The following is a 17,422-nucleotide window of genomic DNA, read 5'->3' as shown; positions in this document are numbered from 1 at the left end:
GCGAAGGCCCTCATCCTCTCGAACTCGTGACGGTGCGTAGTGGTTCCGCCGCGCTCCGGAACTCACCTGAGAGGGTGAGCGGGTTATTCACAACCGATGGCTTGTCCACAGTTATCCGACAAGATCCACTTCTTTTTCCTGATCGCTGCACGGTGATTCCAGCCGCGAAGTCCGTGGCGGAAGCATTTGCAGTGAGAAGGGGGCGGAGATCGTGGCGCGATCGAAGTCGTGTGAAACGCCGGAGTCCGTGGTCGGCGGAAGGGGAACAGGGGTCGGGACGGGCCTCGGAGCCGGATCCATGGCCGGATCCGTACCCGGCGGCGGACGGCCGCTGATCATCACCGAGGACCCGCTGCTGCTCGACGATCTGCTGCGGCTGTGTGCCGCGGCCGGTGCCGATCCGCATGTGCACCACGCGCTTCCCGAGCCGGGCGGGACCGCCGACGCGGGCGGGGCGGCCGAGCCGGGCGGGGGCGCCGGGAGCACGGGATGGGAGTCCGCGCCGCTCGTGCTGGTGGGCGACGACGCCGCCCGGCGGGTGCGCGGGGCGCCGCGCAGGGCCGGGGTGTTCCTCGTCGGCCGGGACCTGGACGACCCCCATGTGTGGCAACGGGCGGTGGAGATCGGTGCCGAGGAGGTGCTGCGGCTCCCCGACGCCGAGAGCCGGCTCGTCGACCGCCTCGCCGATGTCGTGGAGGGGGCCGGGCGGCCCGCCCTCGCCGTGGGGGTGATCGGTGGCAGCGGCGGCGCCGGAGCCTCCACCCTCGCCTGCGCGCTCGCCGTGCGGGCCGCCCGCGCCGGAGAGCGGACCATCCTCATCGACGGCGACCCGCTCGGCGGCGGCATGGACGTCCTGCTCGGGGGCGAGAGCGTCGAAGGGCTGCGCTGGCCGGACTTCGCGGCCTCGCGGGGCCGGGTCGGCGCGGGAGCGCTGGAGGAATCCCTGCCCGAGCTGCACGACCTTCGCGTGCTCAGCTGGGACCGCGGGGACCGGGTGGTGGTGCCGCCCGCCGCGATCCGCTCCGTGGTGGCCGCCGCACGCCGTCGTGGCGGCGTGGTGGTGGTCGACCTCCCGCGGCGGGTCGACGAAGCCGTGGCCGAGGTGTTGGCCCAGCTCGACCTGGTGTTGATGGTGGTGCCGGGCGAGTTGCGGTCGGTGGCCGCCGCGGGCCGGGTCGCGGCCGGGGTGCGGATGGTGGCCCGGGACGTGCGGGTCGTCGTACGGGGACGCTGCGCGGGCGGCCTCGATCCGGAGTCCGTGGCAGGGCTGTTGGGGGCACCGCTGGCCGGTGAGGTGCCGGTCGAGGTGGGGCTCCCGGGGCGGGTGGCCGAGGGTGAACCGCCGGGGACGCAGGGGCGGGGCGCTCTGGCCCGCTTCTGCGACGGCTTCTGGCGGCGGGCCCTCGGCTCCGCCCAGGGGGTGCCGGCATGAGCGCGGTACTCCTGGACGCGGTGCGCCGGCGGCTCGCGGAGACCGGGGCGGAACCGACCCCGGCGCGGGTGGCGGCGGCCCTACGGGCCCAGGGCAGGCTGCTCGGGGACGCCGAAGTGCTCGGTGTGGCAGCCGAGTTACGGTCCGAGCTGGTCGGCGCGGGCCCGCTGGAGCCCCTGCTCGCCGATCCGGAGGTCACCGACGTCCTGGTGGCGGCCCCCGACCGGGTCTGGGTGGACCGCGGCGGCGGCCTGGAGCTGACCGGGGTGACCTTCGCCGACGCCGAGGCGGTGCGCAGGCTCGCCCAGCGGCTGGCCGCCGTGGCGGGCCGGCGCCTGGACGACGCCCGGCCCTGGGTGGATGCCCGGATGCCCGACGGGACCCGGCTGCACGCCGTGCTGCCCCCGGTCTCGGTGGGCACGGCCTGCCTCTCGCTGCGGGTGGTGCGGCCGCGGGCGTTCACGCTGGAGGAGCTCGTCGCCGCGGGGACCTTGCCGCCGGGCGGGCACCGACTGCTCCGGGACATGGTCGAGGCCCGGCTGTCCTTCCTCGTCTCCGGCGGCACCGGAACGGGCAAGACCACCCTCCTCAGTGCCCTGTTGGGGCTGGTAGGCCCAGGCGAGCGGATCGTCCTGGCCGAGGACTCGGCCGAGCTGCGCCCCGACCATCCGCACGTGGTGCGGCTGGAGACCCGGCCGGCCAACCAGGAGGGGGCCGGCCTGGTCACCCTGGCGGACCTGGTCCGCCAGGCACTGCGGATGCGCCCCGACCGGCTGGTGGTGGGCGAGGTGCGCGGCGCCGAGGTCGCGGACCTGCTCGCCGCCCTGAACACCGGTCACGAGGGCGGCTGCGGGACGGTCCACGCCAATGCCGCGGCGCATGTCCCGGCGCGGCTGGAGGCGCTCGGGACGGCCGCCGGGCTCGACCGGGCGGCCCTGCACAGCCAGTTGGCCGCGGCGCTGACCCTGGTGCTCCACCTGGTCCGGGACCGGGAGGGGCGGCGCCGGCTGGCCGAGGTGCACGTGCTGGAGCGGGACGCCGCCGGGTTGGTGGTCACCGTGCCGGCGTTGCGCTGGGCGGCGCGGGGCTTCGTACGGGAGCGCGGCTGGGAACGGCTCCGCCCGCTGCTGAGGGGCGTCCGGTGAGCGCGGGGGCGGGGCTGCCGGTGCCCCTGTTCGCCGGGATGCTGTGCGCCGGGGCGGCCGCCTGGGGGATCGCCGGCGGCGACCGGGTGTCCCGCCGGGCCCGGATGGTGCTCGCCACGGGCGGCCCCGCGGTCCCGGACGGTCCGCTCCACCGGGAGCGGCTGCTGATCGCGGTACGGGTGCGGGCTGCGCGATGGCGGGAGTGGGCCTGCCTTGCGGCGGGGCTGCTGGTCGCGGTGCTCGGCGGGTCGGTGATCCCGTCGGCGGTGGGGGCGGCAGCGGTGCCGCTGGTCCGCCGGTGGCTGCGGGTACGGGCGCGGGAGCGGGCCCGGACGGCGCGGGCCGCCGAGGTGGTGGCCCTGTGCGGGGCGGTGGTGGGGGAACTGCGGGCGGGAGCCCAGCCCGGGCAGGCGCTGACGGCGGCGATGCGCCGGACGGCCGTCGGTCCCGGCGGGCCGGGCGCCGCGGAGGCGGGGGTGCTGGCCGCGGCGGCCTTCGGCGGAGACGTGCCCGGAGCGTTGCGTCAGGCGGCGCGGGAGCCCGGGGCGGAAGGACTGGCCGGGATGGCGGCCTGCTGGCGGGTGTCGGTGGACGGCGGTGCGGGACTGGCCGCCGGACTGGAACGGCTGGAGGGGGCCCTACGGGCCGAGCGGGACCGGCAGGAGTCGCTGCGGGCCCAGTTGGCGGGGGCGCGGTCGACGGTGCTGGTGCTCGCTCTGCTGCCGCTGGTGGGCCTGCTGATCGGCACCGGGCTGGGCGCGGATCCGCTGCGGGTGCTGCTGCACACGCCGATGGGGTGGGGTTGCCTGCTGGCGGGCGGGGTGCTGGAGGCGCTGGGGCTGCTGTGGTGCCGGCGGATCGTCGAGGCGGCGGAGCGGTGACGGCCGGCTTCGTCGTCCACAGGCTGGGGATCGCCGTCTGCCTGGCCGTGGTCGCGCTGTGGCTGGTGTCGGCGGTGACGGCGCGGGTCCGGACGCGGGCGGCCGCGCGCAGGACTGCGGCGCTGCTGGGGGCCGGACCCGGACCTCGCGGGCCGGTGCTCGGCTCCGCGCTCAAGGACGCGGTGACCGCGTGGGCCGGTCCGGCGGGGGCGCTGCTGGCGGGCTGGGTGCTCGTGGGCGGGGTGACGGGTGTGGTCGTAGGCGGCCTGGCCGCGTTCGGTGTGCGGCGGTGGAGGGCCAGGGCGCGACCGCCGGCCGGGACGGACCCGCGGGAGGCGGAGCGTCAGTTGCCGTTCGCAGCGGATCTGTTGGCCGCCTGCCTGGCGGCCGGGGCGGGTCCGGTGGAGGCCGCCGAGGTGGTGGGGGAGTCGCTCGGCGGACCGGTCGGTGACGGGCTGGCGCGGGCCGGCGCGGAGCTACGGCTCGGTGGTGAACCGGGCGCCGGGTGGGGGAGGTTGGCGGAGATACCGGGTGCCCGGGCCCTCGCCGACTGTCTGGAGCGGGCCGCGCGGACGGGGGCGCCCGCGGCGGAGGGGGTCTCCCGGCTCGCGTCCGGGCTGCGGGAGGACCGGGCCCGCACGGCGGGCGCACGGGCCCAGCGGGCGGCGGTCCTCGTCACCGCGCCGGTCGGGCTGTGTTTTCTCCCCGCATTTCTCGCGATCGGGGTCGCGCCGGTGGTGATCGGTATGGCCTCGGGACTTCTCTCCCACACCTGAAGTCGCATTGACCACAGGTATCAACAGCTGAAATCCACAGGAGGTTGCCATGAGGATCATCTGGTTTCGTGTACGGACGGCGCTGAGGGCGCGCGGGGGCGACAAGGGGATGTCCACGTCGGAATACGCGATGGGCACCATCGCCGCCTGCGCATTCGCGGCCGTCCTCTACAAGGTGGTGACGAGTGAAGTCGTCTCCACAGCCCTTCAGTCGACCATCGGAAAGGCGCTCGATGTGCCGTTCTGAGGGTGTGTCACGGCCTGCCCGGGGAAAGTCGGATCGGGGATATGTGACGGCGGAGGCCGCCTTGGTGATCCCGGCCCTGGTGCTGTTCGCGGCGCTGCTGGTGTGGGCCCTGATGGCGGCGGCCGCGCAGATCCGGTGTGTGGACGCGGCCCGGGCCGGTGCCCGGGCGGCGGCCAGGTCGGAGCCGGTGGAGGTGGCGCGGGCGGCGGCCCGGGCGGCCGCCCCACCTGGGGCGCGGGTGGAACTGGAACGGGCGGGCGACCTCTGGCGGGTCCGGGTGGTGGCACCGGCGCCCGGGCCGGGCGGGCTGCCGGTGCGGCTCGGCGCGCAGGCGGTGGCCCTGGCGGAGGACAGCGTGGGGCCGCCGCCGTGAGCCGGGACCGGGGTTCGGCCACGGTCTGGGCGGCGCTGGTCGCGACGGTGCTGGGGGCGGTGTTCGGCGGGGTGCTGCTGCTCGGCCAGGCCGTCGTGGCCCGCCACCGGGCGGCGGCGGCCGCCGACCTGGCGGCGCTCGCGGCGGCGGCCACCTGGGCCCACGGGCCGGAGACGGCCTGCGTGACGGCCCTGCGGGTGGCCCGGGCGCAGGGCGCGGCGCTCGACGGGTGCCTGCTCCGGGGCGAGGTCGCCGAGGTCACCGCCCAGGTCGCGGCCGGCCCGTTCACCCCGACGGTCCGGGCCCGGGCAGGCCCGCCGGCGGAGCCGCCCGCGCCGCGGCCCGGCCGAGGGCCCGTTCACGGGGCCTGGCAGGCCCTCGGACGCCCGTCCGGCCCTGCCGGGGCCCGTCAGGGCTCGGAGGTCTCGGCGGCCGGGGATTCGGAGAGGAGGCGGGTCAGGAGCCGGATGGCGCCGCGCTTGTGCAGGGGCTCGTTGCCGTTGCCGCACTTGGGGGACTGGATGCAGGAGGGGCAGCCGGCCTCGCACTCGCAGGCCGCGATCGCGTCGCGGGTCGCCGTCAGCCAGGCGCGGGCGGTGTCGAAGGCCCGCTCCGCGAAGCCGGCGCCGCCGGGGTGGCCGTCGTAGACGAAGACCGTGGGGAGCAGGGTGTCCGGATGCAGCGGCACCGAGACGCCGCCGATGTCCCAACGGTCGCAGGTGGCGAACAGCGGGAGCATGCCGATGGAGGCGTGCTCGGCTGCGTGCAGGGCGCCGCCGAGGATCTCCGGGTTGATCCGGGCCTCGTCGAGCTGGTCCTCGGTCACCGTCCACCACACGGCCCGGGTGCGCAGGGTGCGGGGCGGCAGGTCGAGCTTGGCCTCGCCCAGCACCTCGCCGGTGATCAGCTTGCGGCGCAGATAGGAGACGACCTGGTTGGTGACCTCGACGGAGCCGAAGCAGAGCCGGGCCGAGCCCCACGGGATCTCGGTCTCGGTCTCCAGGACGGAGATGGAGGTGGTGTCACGGGCCGTGGTGGAGAAGGGCGGGTCCGCCTGCTCCACGAGGGCCACGGAATCCTCCAGGTCCAGGTGTTTCACCAGGTACGTGCGGCCCTGGTGGAGGTGGACGGCGCCCTCGTGGACGGCGGTGTGGGCCGCCGACTCGTCGACCGTGCCCAGCAGCCGGCCCGTGGACGCCTCGACGATCTGCACCGGGCGGCCGCCGCCGCCCCGGATGTCGGTCAGGTCCGAGGCCCGTTCCCGGCGGGTCCAGTGCCAGGCGGTCGCCCGGCGGCGCAGCAGCTTCGCCGCCTCCAGCTGGGGAAGGAGGTCCTCGGTCGCCGGGCCGAAGAGTTCCAGGTCCGCCTCGGTCAGCGGGAGCTCCGCCGCCGCCGCGCACAGGTGGGGGGCGAGGACGTAGGGGTTGTCGGGGTCCAGGACGGTGGCCTCCACCGGCTGCCGGAACAGCGCCTCCGGGTGATGGACGAGGTAGGTGTCCAGCGGGTCGTCCCGGGCGATCAGCACGGCCAGGGCGCCCTGGCCGGAGCGGCCCGCGCGACCCGCCTGCTGCCACAGGGAGGCCCGCGTGCCGGGGTAGCCGGTGATCAGGACGGCGTCCAGCCCGGAGACGTCCACACCCAGCTCCAGGGCCGTCGTGGCGGCCAGTCCGAGCAGCTCTCCGGAGTGCAGGGCCCGCTCCAGGGCCCGACGCTCCTCGGGGAGGTAGCCGCCGCGGTAGGCGGCGACCCGGCGGGGCAGCGACCGGTCGACCGCCGCGAGCCGTTCCTGGGTGATCACGGAGATCAGCTCGGCGCCGCGCCGGGAGCGGACGAAAGCGACCGTACGGACCCCCTGGACCACCAGGTCGGTCAGCAGGTCGGCGGTCTCGGCGGTGGCCGTACGGCGTACGGGCGCGCCCTTCTCGCCACGCAGCTCGGTGAGCAGCGGCGGTTCCCAGAGGGCGAAGACCACCTCGCCCCGAGGCGAGGCGTCGTCGGTGATCTCGATCACCCGTACGCCGGTCAGCCGGGACGCGGCCGTCGCCGGGTCGCTCGCGGTGGCGGAGGCCAGCAGGAAGACGGGCTGCGCGCCGTAGCGGGCGCACAGCCGCCGTAGCCGGCGCAGCACCTGTGCCACGTGGGAGCCGAAGACCCCGCGGTAGGTGTGGCACTCATCGATCACGACGTAGCGCAGGGCCCGCAGGAAGGAGGACCAGCGCGGGTGGGCCGGGAGGATCCCGCGGTGCAGCATGTCGGGGTTGGTGAGGACGTAGTTCGCGTACTGGCGCACCCACTCGCGTTCCTCGACGGGCGTGTCCCCGTCGTAGACCGCGGGGCGCACGGCGTTGCCCAACGGGGCGGCCAGTTCCCGCACGGCGCGCCGCTGGTCGGCCGCCAGGGCCTTGGTGGGGGCCAGGTACAGGGCGGTCGCGCCCCTGCCGTTCGGCGCCTCGGCGCCGTCCGCGAGGGCGGAGAGCACGGGTGCGAGGTAGGCGAGGGACTTGCCCGAGGCGGTTCCCGTGGCCACGACCACGGACGTTCCGTCGAGGGCGAGCTCGGCCGCGGCGGCCTGGTGTTCCCACGGATGGTCGATTCCGGCCGATCCGATCGCGGCTACGACGTCTGTTCGGATGCGGTCGGGCCAGACTGCATGACGACCCGCCCGAGGGGGCAAGTGCTCCGTATGGGTGATGCGCGCAGCACGGGAAGGCCCCCGTGACAGGCGGTCCAGGACCGTGTCGGGGGTGGGTCGTGGGTCCGCGGGTGCCGTGGGCCGTCCGGGACCAGATGTGTTGGCCATCGGAACCGAGTGTGTCACCGGCGTGCGGGACAATGGTCCGAAGGCGTCGTGCGCGCCTGCCGGTAAGTGATTGAATGCCATCGCGGCAGCCAATCCCTCGCCTACCTTCGGGTGAGGGGGCGTCGCTCGATAGCAAGGTGCTGGAGGATCCGTGGACCTGTCCCTGTCGACTCGCACTGTCGGCGACCGTACGGTCGTGGAGGTCGGTGGCGAGATTGATGTGTATACCGCGCCCAAGCTGCGCGAGCAGTTGGTCGAGTTGGTGAACGACGGCAGCTACCACCTGGTTGTCGACATGGAGCGGGTGGACTTCCTCGACTCCACCGGCCTTGGTGTGCTCGTGGGAGGTCTCAAGCGCGTCCGTGCGCACGAGGGCTCGCTCCGTCTGGTGTGCAACCAGGAGCGCATCCTGAAGATCTTCCGCATCACCGGTCTGACCAAGGTGTTTCCGATCCACACCACTGTGGAAGACGCCGTCAACGCGACCGACTGACGGCTCCGCGCGGCCCCTGCAGCCTCCGGGCGGCAGGGAGCCGACGAGGAGAGCGGGGGTACCGGGCCATGGTTGGCCCGGGCCCCTGTCAAGGCACGCCCGTAGTCCGAGGGGGATGCGCATGGCCACCGTTGAACTGCGCTTCAGCGCCCAGCCCGAACACGTCCGGACGGCCCGCCTGGTCGCGGCCGCCGTGGCGCGCCGGGTCGGTGTGGAGGAAGCCGTCCTCGACGAGGTCCGCCTCGCCGTGGGCGAAGCCTGTTCGCGTGCCGTGGGACTCCATCGGAGCAACGGGCTGACCGCGCCCGTCCGGGTGGTGCTGACCGAGGAGGACAAGGTGTTCTCCATCGAGGTCGGCGACGAGGTCCCCGCGCCCGCCGGCGGCGGGTCCGAGGCGGTTCCCGGCATCACCGCCGTCCTGGAGTCCGAGGGCGAGACCGAGGACGAGATGGGTCTCGCGGTGATCAGCGGACTCGTCGACGACGTCGAGGTGAGCAGTGGGGAAGCGGGCGGGACCATCCGGATGAGTTGGCCCGTGGCCGGAGTCTCCGAGCTCCCTTGAGATCCACGGCGATCCACCGTGATCCGCCCCGCGTTTAAACCTTCGTATCTTCAGATCTTTATCAAGGCCCTGCTGAGCAGGGCCTTTTTCATTTCCCTAGATCAATGATGAAGCGTCAATGCCTTTGCCCCATTACCACTTTCGAGGGTAATGGAGTGACGCGATCTATTGCTGAGGAGCGAGAGCACGCCAATTACGTTTCCTGCGCACTGTTTTGATCGGGGCGCGCTCCCTACAATCCGTCCACATCTTGAGCTCATCACGTCAAGGAGGACGAATGACGGGGCTCTTCACCCCCATTGCGCCGGATCGCACCACAGATCTGGCAGCCGCAGTACTCACCGATGACAATCGGCTCATCGTGATCGTCATTGCGGCCGTGGCACTCGCCGCACTCGTCGTCGCGCAGATCCTGGTCCGCCAGGTACTCGCCGCCGACGAGGGAACCGACAGCATGAAGAAGATCGCCGCAGCCGTCCAGGAAGGCGCCAACGCCTATCTCGGCCGGCAGTTGCGCACGCTCGGCATCTTCGCCGTCGTGGTCTTCTTCCTGCTCTTCCTGCTCCCCGCCGACGACTGGACGCAGCGGGGCGGGCGTTCCGCCTTCTTCCTCGTGGGCGCCATCTTCTCGGCGGCCACCGGCTACTTCGGCATGCGCCTGGCGGTCCGCGCCAACGTCCGTGTCGCCGCCGCGGCACGCGAGGCCACACCGGCCGAGGGGGAGCCCGCCAAGGACCTGACCGAGGTCTCCCACAAGGCGATGAAGATCGCCTTCCGCACGGGCGGCGTCGTCGGCATGTTCACCGTCGGCCTCGGCCTCCTCGGCGCCTCCTGCGTCGTCCTGGTCTACGCCGCCGACGCCCCCAAGGTCCTGGAGGGCTTCGGTCTCGGCGCCGCCCTGATCGCGATGTTCATGCGCGTGGGCGGCGGAATCTTCACCAAGGCCGCCGACGTCGGCGCCGACCTGGTCGGCAAGGTCGAGCAGGGCATTCCGGAGGACGACCCGCGCAATGCCGCGACCATCGCCGACAACGTGGGCGACAACGTCGGAGACTGCGCCGGAATGGCGGCCGACCTCTTCGAGTCCTACGCCGTCACCCTGGTGGCCGCGCTCATCCTCGGCAAGGCCGCCTTCGGCGACCTGGGCCTCGCCTTCCCGCTGATCGTGCCCGCGATCGGCGTCATCACCGCGATGATCGGCATCTTCGCGGTCTCCCCGCGCCGCAGCGACCGCAGCGGCATGACCGCCATCAACCGCGGGTTCTTCATCTCCGCCGTGATCTCCCTGGTGCTGGTCGCGATCGCGGTCTACGCCTACCTGCCGGCCACCTACAAGGAGCTCGTCGGCGTCGAGAACCCGGCGATCTCCAACCACACGGGTGACCCGCGGATCCTGGCCGTCGTCGCCGTCGCCATCGGCATCGTGCTCGCGGCCCTGATCCAGCAGCTGACCGGCTACTTCACCGAGACCAACCGGCGCCCCGTCCGGGACATCGGCAAGTCCTCCCTGACGGGAGCGGCCACCGTCGTCCTCGCCGGCATCTCGGTCGGTCTGGAGTCCGCCGTCTACACGGCCCTGCTCATCGGTCTCGGCGTCTACGGCGCGTTCCTGCTCGGCGGAACGTCCATCCTGCTCGCGCTCTTCGCGGTGGCCCTGGCCGGCACCGGCCTGCTCACCACCGTCGGCGTCATCGTCGCCATGGACACCTTCGGGCCCGTCTCCGACAACGCCCAGGGCATCGCCGAGATGTCCGGCGACGTCGAGGGCGCCGGTGCGCAGGTCCTGACCGACCTGGACGCCGTGGGCAACACCACGAAGGCCATCACCAAGGGCATCGCCATCGCCACGGCCGTGCTCGCCGCCGCGGCGCTCTTCGGTTCGTACAACGACGCGATCGCCGCCGCCGTCAAGGAGGTCGGCGCCAAGGCCGGGGAGCTGAACCTCAGCCTGGACATCGCGCAGCCCAACAACCTCGTCGGGCTGATCCTGGGCGCGGCCGTCGTGTTCCTGTTCTCCGGCCTCGCCATCAACGCCGTCTCCCGCTCCGCGGGCGCCGTCGTCTACGAGGTGCGCCGCCAGTTCCGCGAGCACCCCGGGATCATGGACTACAGCGAGAAGCCCGAGTACGGGCGCGTCGTCGACATCTGCACCAAGGACGCGCTGCGCGAGCTCGCCACGCCCGGCCTGCTCGCCGTGCTCACCCCCATCGCCGTGGGCTTCTCCCTCGGTGTGGGCGCCCTCGGCTCCTTCCTGGCGGGCGCCATCGGCACGGGCACCCTGATGGCGGTCTTCCTCGCCAACTCCGGCGGCGCGTGGGACAACGCGAAGAAGCTCGTCGAGGACGGTCACCACGGCGGCAAGGGCAGCGAGGCCCACGCGGCGGTCGTCATCGGCGACACGGTCGGTGACCCGTTCAAGGACACCGCGGGCCCCGCGATCAACCCGCTGCTCAAGGTCATGAACCTGGTGGCGCTGCTGATCGCCCCCGCGGTCGTGCAGTTCAGCTACGGCGAGGACAGCAGCCCGGTCGTCCGGGCCGTCGTCGCGGTCCTGTCGATCGGGATCATCATCGCCGCGGTGTACATCTCCAAGCGCCGCGGCATCGCCGTCGGCGACGAGACCGAGGGCGGAGCCGCCGAGCGGGTGGCCCAGTCGGCCGATCCCGCGACGGTCTCCTGATCCCAGGTCCCGTCAGAGGCACGGGCCGGGCCGGGCCGGGCCGGGCCGGGCCGGGCCGGGCCGGGCCGGGCAGGGCAGGGCCGGCCGGTACGCCCGAAAGGCGGACGGGCGGCGCGGACTCACGCGCCGTCTGTCCGCCTTTGTGCGTCCACGGAGGGTGGGCGTGTATCTTCCGGGCGGAAGCCTTCGAAGGGACCAATCCGGTGAACAAGAAGTTTGCGGCCGCGCTGTCGGGCGGTGCGGCACTGATGCTCGTCCTGTCCGGATGCGGCGGGGACGAGACCGACCAGAAGGCCGGCTCCTGGGCCAAGAAGGTCTGTGACCAGTGGCAGCCCCAGATCGCGAAGATCGAAGCCGCCAACGTCGAGATCAAGCGGGTGGCCTCCGAGAGCAGTAAGCCCGACGAGGTCCAGAAGACCGACTCGGCGGCGTTCGGGACCATGACCGAGTCGTACAAGGCGATGGCGGCCGCCCTGCGGTCGGCGGGCGTTCCGCCGGTCAAGAACGGCGCCGCGACCCAGGAGGCGGCGGCCAAGGGCTTCGAGACGACCTCCACGGGCTACGCCGACCTGAAGACGAAGACGGACGCCCTCGACCCACAGGACAAGGCGAAGTTCGCCGACGGCCTCAAGGAGGTCGCGGGCGGGCTCAAGGACGTCACCAAGGGCGGCCAGGACGCGCTCGCCCAGCTCAAGGCGGGCGGCCTGGGCGAGGCCATCAACGGCCAGAAGGGCTGCCAGGTCGCGGCGGCACCGGCGGCCCAGTAGCACCCCGGCAGCACCGCACGGCCCGCGCGCGCGGCGTTTCGCGCGGTACGTCGCTCAGGGCGGCCGTGGTCCCGGAAGGGGCTGCGGCCGCCCTTTCGGCGCTCCGGGCCCGGTGTGATCCGCAGGACGGGTCCCAGCGGACACAATGGACGCGTGAGTACCACCAGCCTCCCCACGCCCGAGCGCGCCGCCGAGCTCCGCGCAGCATTCCTCTACGCCGGCTTCACCGCCGACGGGCTGCTCGACCTGCTCGGCGCCCCCGCCTACGCCGCGCTGGCCCGCAGCGAGACCGTCCCGGCCCTGCGTGCCACCCGTGGCCCCGGTGACGGGGCGCTCGCGAGCCTGGTCCGGCTGTTCCTGCTCCAGCAGCCGGAGCCGTACGTGCACGCCGCCTCGGCACTTCCCGTCGAGACGGCCCTGGCCGACGGCTGGCTGCGGCTGGAGGGCGACGAGGTGCACGCCACCGTCGACGTACGCCCGTACGGCGGTCCGGACGGCGAGGACTGGTTCATCGTCTCCGACCTCGGCTGCTCCGTCGGCGGGGCCGGTGGGATCGGCAGCCGCGAGGAGGGCGTGGTCCTCGGTGTCGGCGGTGCCTCCACCACCTTGGCGGGGATCACCGTCCGCACCCCGGTCGGCTCCGCCCTCGACGTCGGCACCGGATCCGGCATCCAGGCGCTGCACGCGTCCCGGCACGCCACCCGGGTCACCGCCACCGACGTCAACCCCAGGGCCCTGGAATTCACCCGTTTGACGCTGGCGCTCTCCGGGGCGCCCGAGGCCGAGCTGCTCGCCGGGTCGCTCTTCGAGCCCGTCGGCGACGCGACGTACGACCTCATCGTGTCCAACCCGCCCTTCGTGATCTCCCCCGGCGCCCGGCTGACGTACCGGGACGGCGGCATGGGCGGCGACGACCTGTGCCGGACCCTGGTCCAGGAGGCCGGGGCGCGGCTCAACCAGGGCGGGTACGCGCAGTTCCTCGGCAACTGGCAGCACGTGGAGGGCGAGGACTGGCGCGACCGGCTGCGCTCCTGGGTGCCGCGCGGCTGCGACGCCTGGATCGTGCAGCGTGACGTGCAGGACGTGACGCAGTACGCGGAGCTCTGGCTGCGCGACGCGGGCGACCACCGGACCGACCCCGCCGAGTACGCGCGGCGGTACGAGGACTGGCTGGACGAGTTCGAGGCCCGCGGGACCAAGTCCGTCGGCTTCGGGTGGATCACCTTGCGCCGGACGGACGCGGCCGAGCCCTCGATCGTGGTCGAGGAGTGGCCCCACACGGTGGAGCAGCCGCTCGGCGAGGCCGTCCGCGCGCACTTCGCGCGCCAGGACTACCTGCGGCAGCACGACGACGCGGCCCTGCTGGAGGCCCATTTCGCACTGGCCGAGGAAGTGGTCCAGGAGCAGGTCGGCGCGCCCGGCGCGGAGGATCCGGAACACGTCGTGCTCCGGCAGAACCGCGGAATGCGGCGTGCCACCAAGGTCGACACGGTCGGCGCCGGCTTCGCCGGAGTGTGTGACGGCTCACTGAGCGCGGGCCGGATCCTCGACGCGATCGCGCAGCTGATGCAGGAGGACCCGATCGTGCTGCGGGACCGCACTCCGGAGGCCATCCGGCTGCTGGTCGAGCAGGGTTTCCTGGACCCCGTGACGGGCTCCGCGCGGTAGTCCGCCCCTGGATGTAACCCGGGGTTCGCCCGCTGTATCCGTACGGCTGCCAGTCTCCTGGGCAGAGGGATCCGGGGGGATCCCGAGAGCGGCCCGGGGGTAAGGGGAAGCGGCGCGGAAAACGGTCCGGCGATCTTCGTGACGGCCGTGTTCCCGCTGTTCGGGGCCGCTCCGCAGCCCTGACGGGGGCGCGTGCCCGCCACCCTGTGCCGGTGGCGGAGGTCACGCGCCCCGTCGCGGCCGTGGCGTCGGCCACGCTCGTCGGTGGGGCGCGGGCGGTGCGTCTACGGCCCTGCGAGCACGGCGCCTCGCGCGGCTCCGACACCGAGATCGAGGCGCTGCGGAAGGCCGGGATCCGGCCCCGGATCCCGCCCCGAAAGCCGAGGTCGGAGCAGGCGCGGAGCCGGGTGCGGGGGCGCGGCCAGACGGCCCTTCGGCCACCCTGCCCGGTGATCGGGAACGCCCCGGCGCGGCATCCGGGCGGCAGAAACGGCACTTGTCGGGTTACCGTTCGAGTGGCCGTTGCGGGCTTCTGCCGTTTGACACGGGGGCGGGTTGTACCGTCACACTCCGCAGCGTCGCCGTACCGCGACCGAGTGCCGACCGGAGAGAAGAGCCAAGTTGTCCCCGACTAGCGAGACCGCAAAGGGCGGCCGCCGACTCGTCATCGTCGAGTCCCCAGCCAAGGCGAAGACGATCAAGGGCTACCTCGGCCCCGGATACGTCGTCGAGGCGAGCGTCGGGCACATCCGCGACCTCCCCAGCGGCGCGGCCGAGGTTCCCGACAAGTACACCGGCGAGGTCCGCCGCCTCGGTGTGGACGTCGAGCACGACTTCGCGCCGATCTACGTGGTCAACGCGGACAAGAAGGCCCAGGTCAGGAAGCTCAAGGAGCTCCTGGCCGAGTCCGACGAACTCTTCCTCGCCACCGATGAGGACCGCGAGGGCGAAGCCATCGCGTGGCACCTGCAGGAAGTCCTCAAGCCCAAGGTCCCCGTCCACCGGATGGTCTTCCACGAGATCACCAAGGACGCGATCCGCGACGCCGTCGCCAACCCGCGCGAGCTGAACCAGCGCATGGTCGACGCCCAGGAGACCCGCCGCATCCTCGACCGCCTCTACGGCTACGAGGTCTCGCCGGTCCTGTGGAAGAAGGTCATGCCGAAGCTGTCGGCGGGCCGCGTGCAGTCGGTGGCCACCCGCCTCGTCGTCGAGCGGGAGCGCGAGCGCATCGCCTTCCGCACCGCCGAGTACTGGGACCTGACCGGAACCTTCTCCACCGGACGCGCCGGTGACGCCTCCGACCCGTCGACGCTGGTCGCCCGTCTGAACACGGTGGACGGCAAGCGCATCGCGCAGGGCCGCGACTTCGGCTCGAACGGGCAGCTCAAGAGCGAGGTGCTGCACCTCGACGAGTCGGGCGCGCGGGCGCTGGCCGCCGCGCTGGCGGACACCTCGTTCGCCGTCCGCTCGGTCGAGTCCAAGCCGTACCGGCGCTCCCCGTACGCCCCGTTCCGTACGACGACGCTCCAGCAGGAGGCCTCGCGCAAGCTGGGCTTCGGTGCGAAGGCGACGATGCAGGTGGCGCAGAAGCTGTACGAGAACGGCTTCATCACCTATATGCGTACCGACTCCACCACGCTGTCCGACACCGCGGTGTCGGCGGCGCGGGCGCAGGTCACCCAGCTCTACGGGGCCGACTACCTGCCGGAGAAGCCGCGCGTCTACGCCGGCAAGGTCAAGAACGCGCAGGAGGCGCACGAGGCGATCCGTCCTTCGGGTGATCGTTTCCGCACCCCGGCCGAGACGGGTCTGACCGGCGACCAGTTCCGCCTGTACGAGCTGATCTGGAAGCGGACCGTCGCCTCCCAGATGAAGGACGCGGTCGGCAACAGCGTCACCGTGAAGATCGGCGGCCGGGCCGCGGACGGGCGCGACGCCGAGTTCACCGCGTCCGGCAAGACGATCACCTTCCACGGCTTCATGAAGGCCTACGTCGAGGGCGCGGACGACCCGAACGCCGAGCTCGACGACCGCGAGAAGCGCCTGCCGCAGGTCGCGGAGGGCGATGCGCTCGCCGCCGAGGAGATCACGGCGGACGGGCACTCGACCAAGCCGCCGGCCCGCTACACCGAGGCCTCGCTGGTCAAGGAGCTCGAAGAGCGCGAGATCGGCCGTCCGTCGACGTACGCGTCGATCATCGGCACCATCCTCGACCGCGGCTACGTCTTCAAGAAGGGCACGGCGCTCGTGCCGTCCTTCCTGTCGTTCGCCGTGGTCAACCTGCTGGAGACGCACTTCGGGCGCCTCGTCGACTACGACTTCACCGCGAAGATGGAGGACGACCTCGACCGCATCGCGCGGGGCGAGGCCCAGTCCGTGCCGTGGCTGAAGCGGTTCTACTTCGGCTCGGAGGACGCGACCGAGGTCGTGCCGGCCGACGGGGACCACCTCGGCGGCCTGAAGGAACTCGTCACGGACCTCGGCGCGATCGACGCCCGGGAGATCTCCTCCTTCCCGGTCGGCGACGGCGTCGTGCTGCGCGTCGGCCGTTACGGGCCGTACGTCGAGCGCGGCGAGAAGGACGCGGAGGGCCACCAGCGCGCCGACGTCCCGGACGACATGGCTCCGGACGAGCTGACGGTCGAGTACGCGGAGGAGCTGTTCGCCAAGCCGAGCGGCGAGTTCGAGCTCGGCAAGGACCCGATCAGCGGCAACGAGATCGTCGCCAAGGACGGCCGCTACGGGCCGTACGTGACGGAGATCCTCCCCGAGGGCACCCCGAAGACGGGCAAGAACGCGGTCAAGCCGCGGACCGCCTCGCTCTTCAAGTCCATGAGCCTGGACACGGTCACCCTCGACGAGGCGCTGAAACTGATGTCGCTGCCGCGCGTGGTCGGCGCGGACGCGGAGGGCGTGGAGATCACGGCCCAGAACGGCCGCTACGGCCCGTACCTGAAGAAGGGCACGGACTCGCGGTCGCTGGAGACCGAGGACCAGCTCTTCTCGATCACCCTGGACCAGGCCCTCGCCATCTACGCGCAGCCCAAGCAGCGCGGGCGGGCCGCGGCCAAGCCGCCGCTGAAGGAGCTGGGCACCGACCCGGTCAGCGAGAAGCCGGTCGTGGTCAAGGACGGCCGATTCGGTCCGTACGTGACGGACGGCGAAACCAACGCGACGCTGCGGCGGGACGACGACGTCGAGACGATCACGCCGGAGCGCGGCTACGAGCTGCTCGCGGAGAAGCGGGCGAAGGGCCCGGCCAAGAAGGTGGCGAAGAAGGCCCCCGCCAAGAAGGCCCCGGCGAAGAAGGCGACGGCCACCAAGGCCGCCGCGAAGAAGACGACGGCCGCGAAGAAGACCACCGCGGCCGCCAAGAAGACCACCGCCAAGAAGGCGACGGCCAAGAAGACGGCCGCCGCTCCCGCCGGGGACGAGTAGTCGATCAAGCGCCGGCGGGGCCGATCCAGGCCCCGCCGGCGTTTGAGGCGCGGAGTCCGGGGCACAGGCCCGGGAAGCGCCGCGCCGCTCCCGGAAAAGGTGGGTCCGGGGTCACATCCGACCTCGTCCACAGGCTTCCGCACCCGCATGGCGCAGC

The 17,422-nt window shown here is 72.9% G+C and carries 13 protein-coding genes and 1 pseudogene; 13 read left to right on the top strand and 1 reads right to left on the bottom strand.

All coding sequences use genetic code 11. The features are described from left to right. Nucleotides 1-298: 298 nt before the first annotated feature. From ssd to ACWG52_RS17210, 7 genes and pseudogenes are all read left to right on the top strand, one after another. A complete protein-coding gene (gene ssd, locus ACWG52_RS17240) occupies nt 299-1,432 on the top strand; it encodes a septum site-determining protein Ssd (protein WP_390139485.1) in 1,134 nt (377 codons plus the stop codon). Next, nucleotides 1,429-2,577: a TadA family conjugal transfer-associated ATPase gene (locus ACWG52_RS17235; protein WP_078909226.1), complete on the top strand. Its 1,149-nt coding sequence runs from the start codon at nt 1,429-1,431 to the stop codon at nt 2,575-2,577. Before ssd ends, ACWG52_RS17235 begins: the two co-directional genes overlap by 4 nt. Before the next feature lie 38 nt (nt 2,578-2,615). Beyond that, nucleotides 2,616-3,458 carry a type II secretion system F family protein gene (locus ACWG52_RS17230; RefSeq protein ID WP_390139544.1) on the top strand — a complete coding sequence of 281 codons (843 nt, stop codon included), beginning with the start codon at nt 2,616-2,618 and terminating at the stop codon, nt 3,456-3,458. Further along, nucleotides 3,455-4,234 carry a type II secretion system F family protein gene (locus tag ACWG52_RS17225; RefSeq protein WP_389803635.1) on the top strand — a complete coding sequence of 260 codons (780 nt, stop codon included), beginning with the start codon at nt 3,455-3,457 and terminating at the stop codon, nt 4,232-4,234. The genes ACWG52_RS17230 and ACWG52_RS17225 overlap by 4 nt, the downstream gene beginning before the upstream one ends. A gap of 49 nt (nt 4,235-4,283) precedes the next feature. After that, nucleotides 4,284-4,481 carry a DUF4244 domain-containing protein gene (locus tag ACWG52_RS17220; RefSeq protein WP_033219341.1) on the top strand — a complete coding sequence of 66 codons (198 nt, stop codon included), beginning with the start codon at nt 4,284-4,286 and terminating at the stop codon, nt 4,479-4,481. Then, nucleotides 4,468-4,854 carry a TadE family type IV pilus minor pilin gene (locus tag ACWG52_RS17215; protein ID WP_389803630.1) on the top strand — a complete coding sequence of 129 codons (387 nt, stop codon included), beginning with the start codon at nt 4,468-4,470 and terminating at the stop codon, nt 4,852-4,854. The genes ACWG52_RS17220 and ACWG52_RS17215 overlap by 14 nt, the downstream gene beginning before the upstream one ends. Continuing rightward, nucleotides 4,851-5,111 (top strand): annotated as a pseudogene (locus ACWG52_RS17210) (Rv3654c family TadE-like protein); the annotation flags it as partial. The gene ACWG52_RS17215 and the pseudogene ACWG52_RS17210, both read left to right, overlap by 4 nt. A 152-nt stretch (nt 5,112-5,263) precedes the next feature. On the opposite strand, the gene ACWG52_RS17205 reads toward ACWG52_RS17210, so the two are convergent. Continuing rightward, nucleotides 5,264-7,735: a DEAD/DEAH box helicase gene (locus ACWG52_RS17205; RefSeq protein ID WP_389803627.1), complete on the bottom strand. Its 2,472-nt coding sequence runs from the start codon at nt 7,733-7,735 to the stop codon at nt 5,264-5,266. A gap of 70 nt (nt 7,736-7,805) precedes the next feature. On the opposite strand from ACWG52_RS17205, the gene bldG reads away from it, so the two are divergent. From bldG to topA, 6 genes are all read left to right on the top strand, one after another. Beyond that, nucleotides 7,806-8,147 carry an anti-sigma factor antagonist BldG gene (gene bldG / locus ACWG52_RS17200; protein WP_008743037.1) on the top strand — a complete coding sequence of 114 codons (342 nt, stop codon included), beginning with the start codon at nt 7,806-7,808 and terminating at the stop codon, nt 8,145-8,147. A 121-nt stretch (nt 8,148-8,268) separates the two neighbouring features. Then, nucleotides 8,269-8,709: an ATP-binding protein gene (locus ACWG52_RS17195; RefSeq protein WP_389803624.1), complete on the top strand. Its 441-nt coding sequence runs from the start codon at nt 8,269-8,271 to the stop codon at nt 8,707-8,709. A 277-nt stretch (nt 8,710-8,986) separates the two neighbouring features. Beyond that, nucleotides 8,987-11,389 (top strand): sodium-translocating pyrophosphatase, encoded by a 2,403-nt coding sequence (locus ACWG52_RS17190; RefSeq protein ID WP_453128949.1) that lies wholly within the window; start codon nt 8,987-8,989, stop codon nt 11,387-11,389. Between the two features lie 203 nt (nt 11,390-11,592). Next, nucleotides 11,593-12,156, top strand: coding sequence for a small secreted protein (locus tag ACWG52_RS17185; protein ID WP_386023207.1), 564 nt, complete (start codon nt 11,593-11,595; stop codon nt 12,154-12,156). Between the two features lie 153 nt (nt 12,157-12,309). Further along, the gene (locus ACWG52_RS17180; RefSeq protein ID WP_390139476.1) at nt 12,310-13,824 is read left to right on the top strand and encodes a DUF7059 domain-containing protein; all 1,515 of its coding nucleotides are present in this window, start codon (nt 12,310-12,312) and stop codon (nt 13,822-13,824) included. 621 nt (nt 13,825-14,445) lie between these two features. Then, on the top strand, nt 14,446-17,265 hold the full coding sequence (gene topA / locus ACWG52_RS17175) for a type I DNA topoisomerase (protein ID WP_389803615.1): 2,820 nt from the start codon (nt 14,446-14,448) through the stop codon (nt 17,263-17,265). Nucleotides 17,266-17,422: the final 157 nt, after the last annotated feature.

This window comes from Streptomyces sp. CLCI03 (genome assembly GCF_053615355.1).
The sequence above is the reverse complement of the archived record's forward strand: the minus strand, read 5'-3'. Positions and strand labels throughout refer to the sequence as shown.

Excerpts from the sequence above, each read along its gene's own strand:
- ssd (WP_390139485.1), top strand. The coding sequence starts at position 299 with ATGGCCGGATCCGTACCCGGCGGCGGACGGCCGCTGATCATCACCGAG.
- ACWG52_RS17190 (WP_453128949.1), top strand. The coding sequence starts at position 8,987 with ATGACGGGGCTCTTCACCCCCATTGCGCCGGATCGCACCACAGATCTG.
- ACWG52_RS17205 (WP_389803627.1), bottom strand. The coding sequence starts at position 7,735 with ATGGCATTCAATCACTTACCGGCAGGCGCGCACGACGCCTTCGGACCA.
- ACWG52_RS17215 (WP_389803630.1), top strand. The coding sequence starts at position 4,468 with ATGTGCCGTTCTGAGGGTGTGTCACGGCCTGCCCGGGGAAAGTCGGAT.
- ACWG52_RS17235 (WP_078909226.1), top strand. The coding sequence starts at position 1,429 with ATGAGCGCGGTACTCCTGGACGCGGTGCGCCGGCGGCTCGCGGAGACC.
- ACWG52_RS17220 (WP_033219341.1), top strand. The coding sequence starts at position 4,284 with ATGAGGATCATCTGGTTTCGTGTACGGACGGCGCTGAGGGCGCGCGGG.
- ACWG52_RS17230 (WP_390139544.1), top strand. The coding sequence starts at position 2,616 with ATGCTGTGCGCCGGGGCGGCCGCCTGGGGGATCGCCGGCGGCGACCGG.
- ACWG52_RS17195 (WP_389803624.1), top strand. The coding sequence starts at position 8,269 with ATGGCCACCGTTGAACTGCGCTTCAGCGCCCAGCCCGAACACGTCCGG.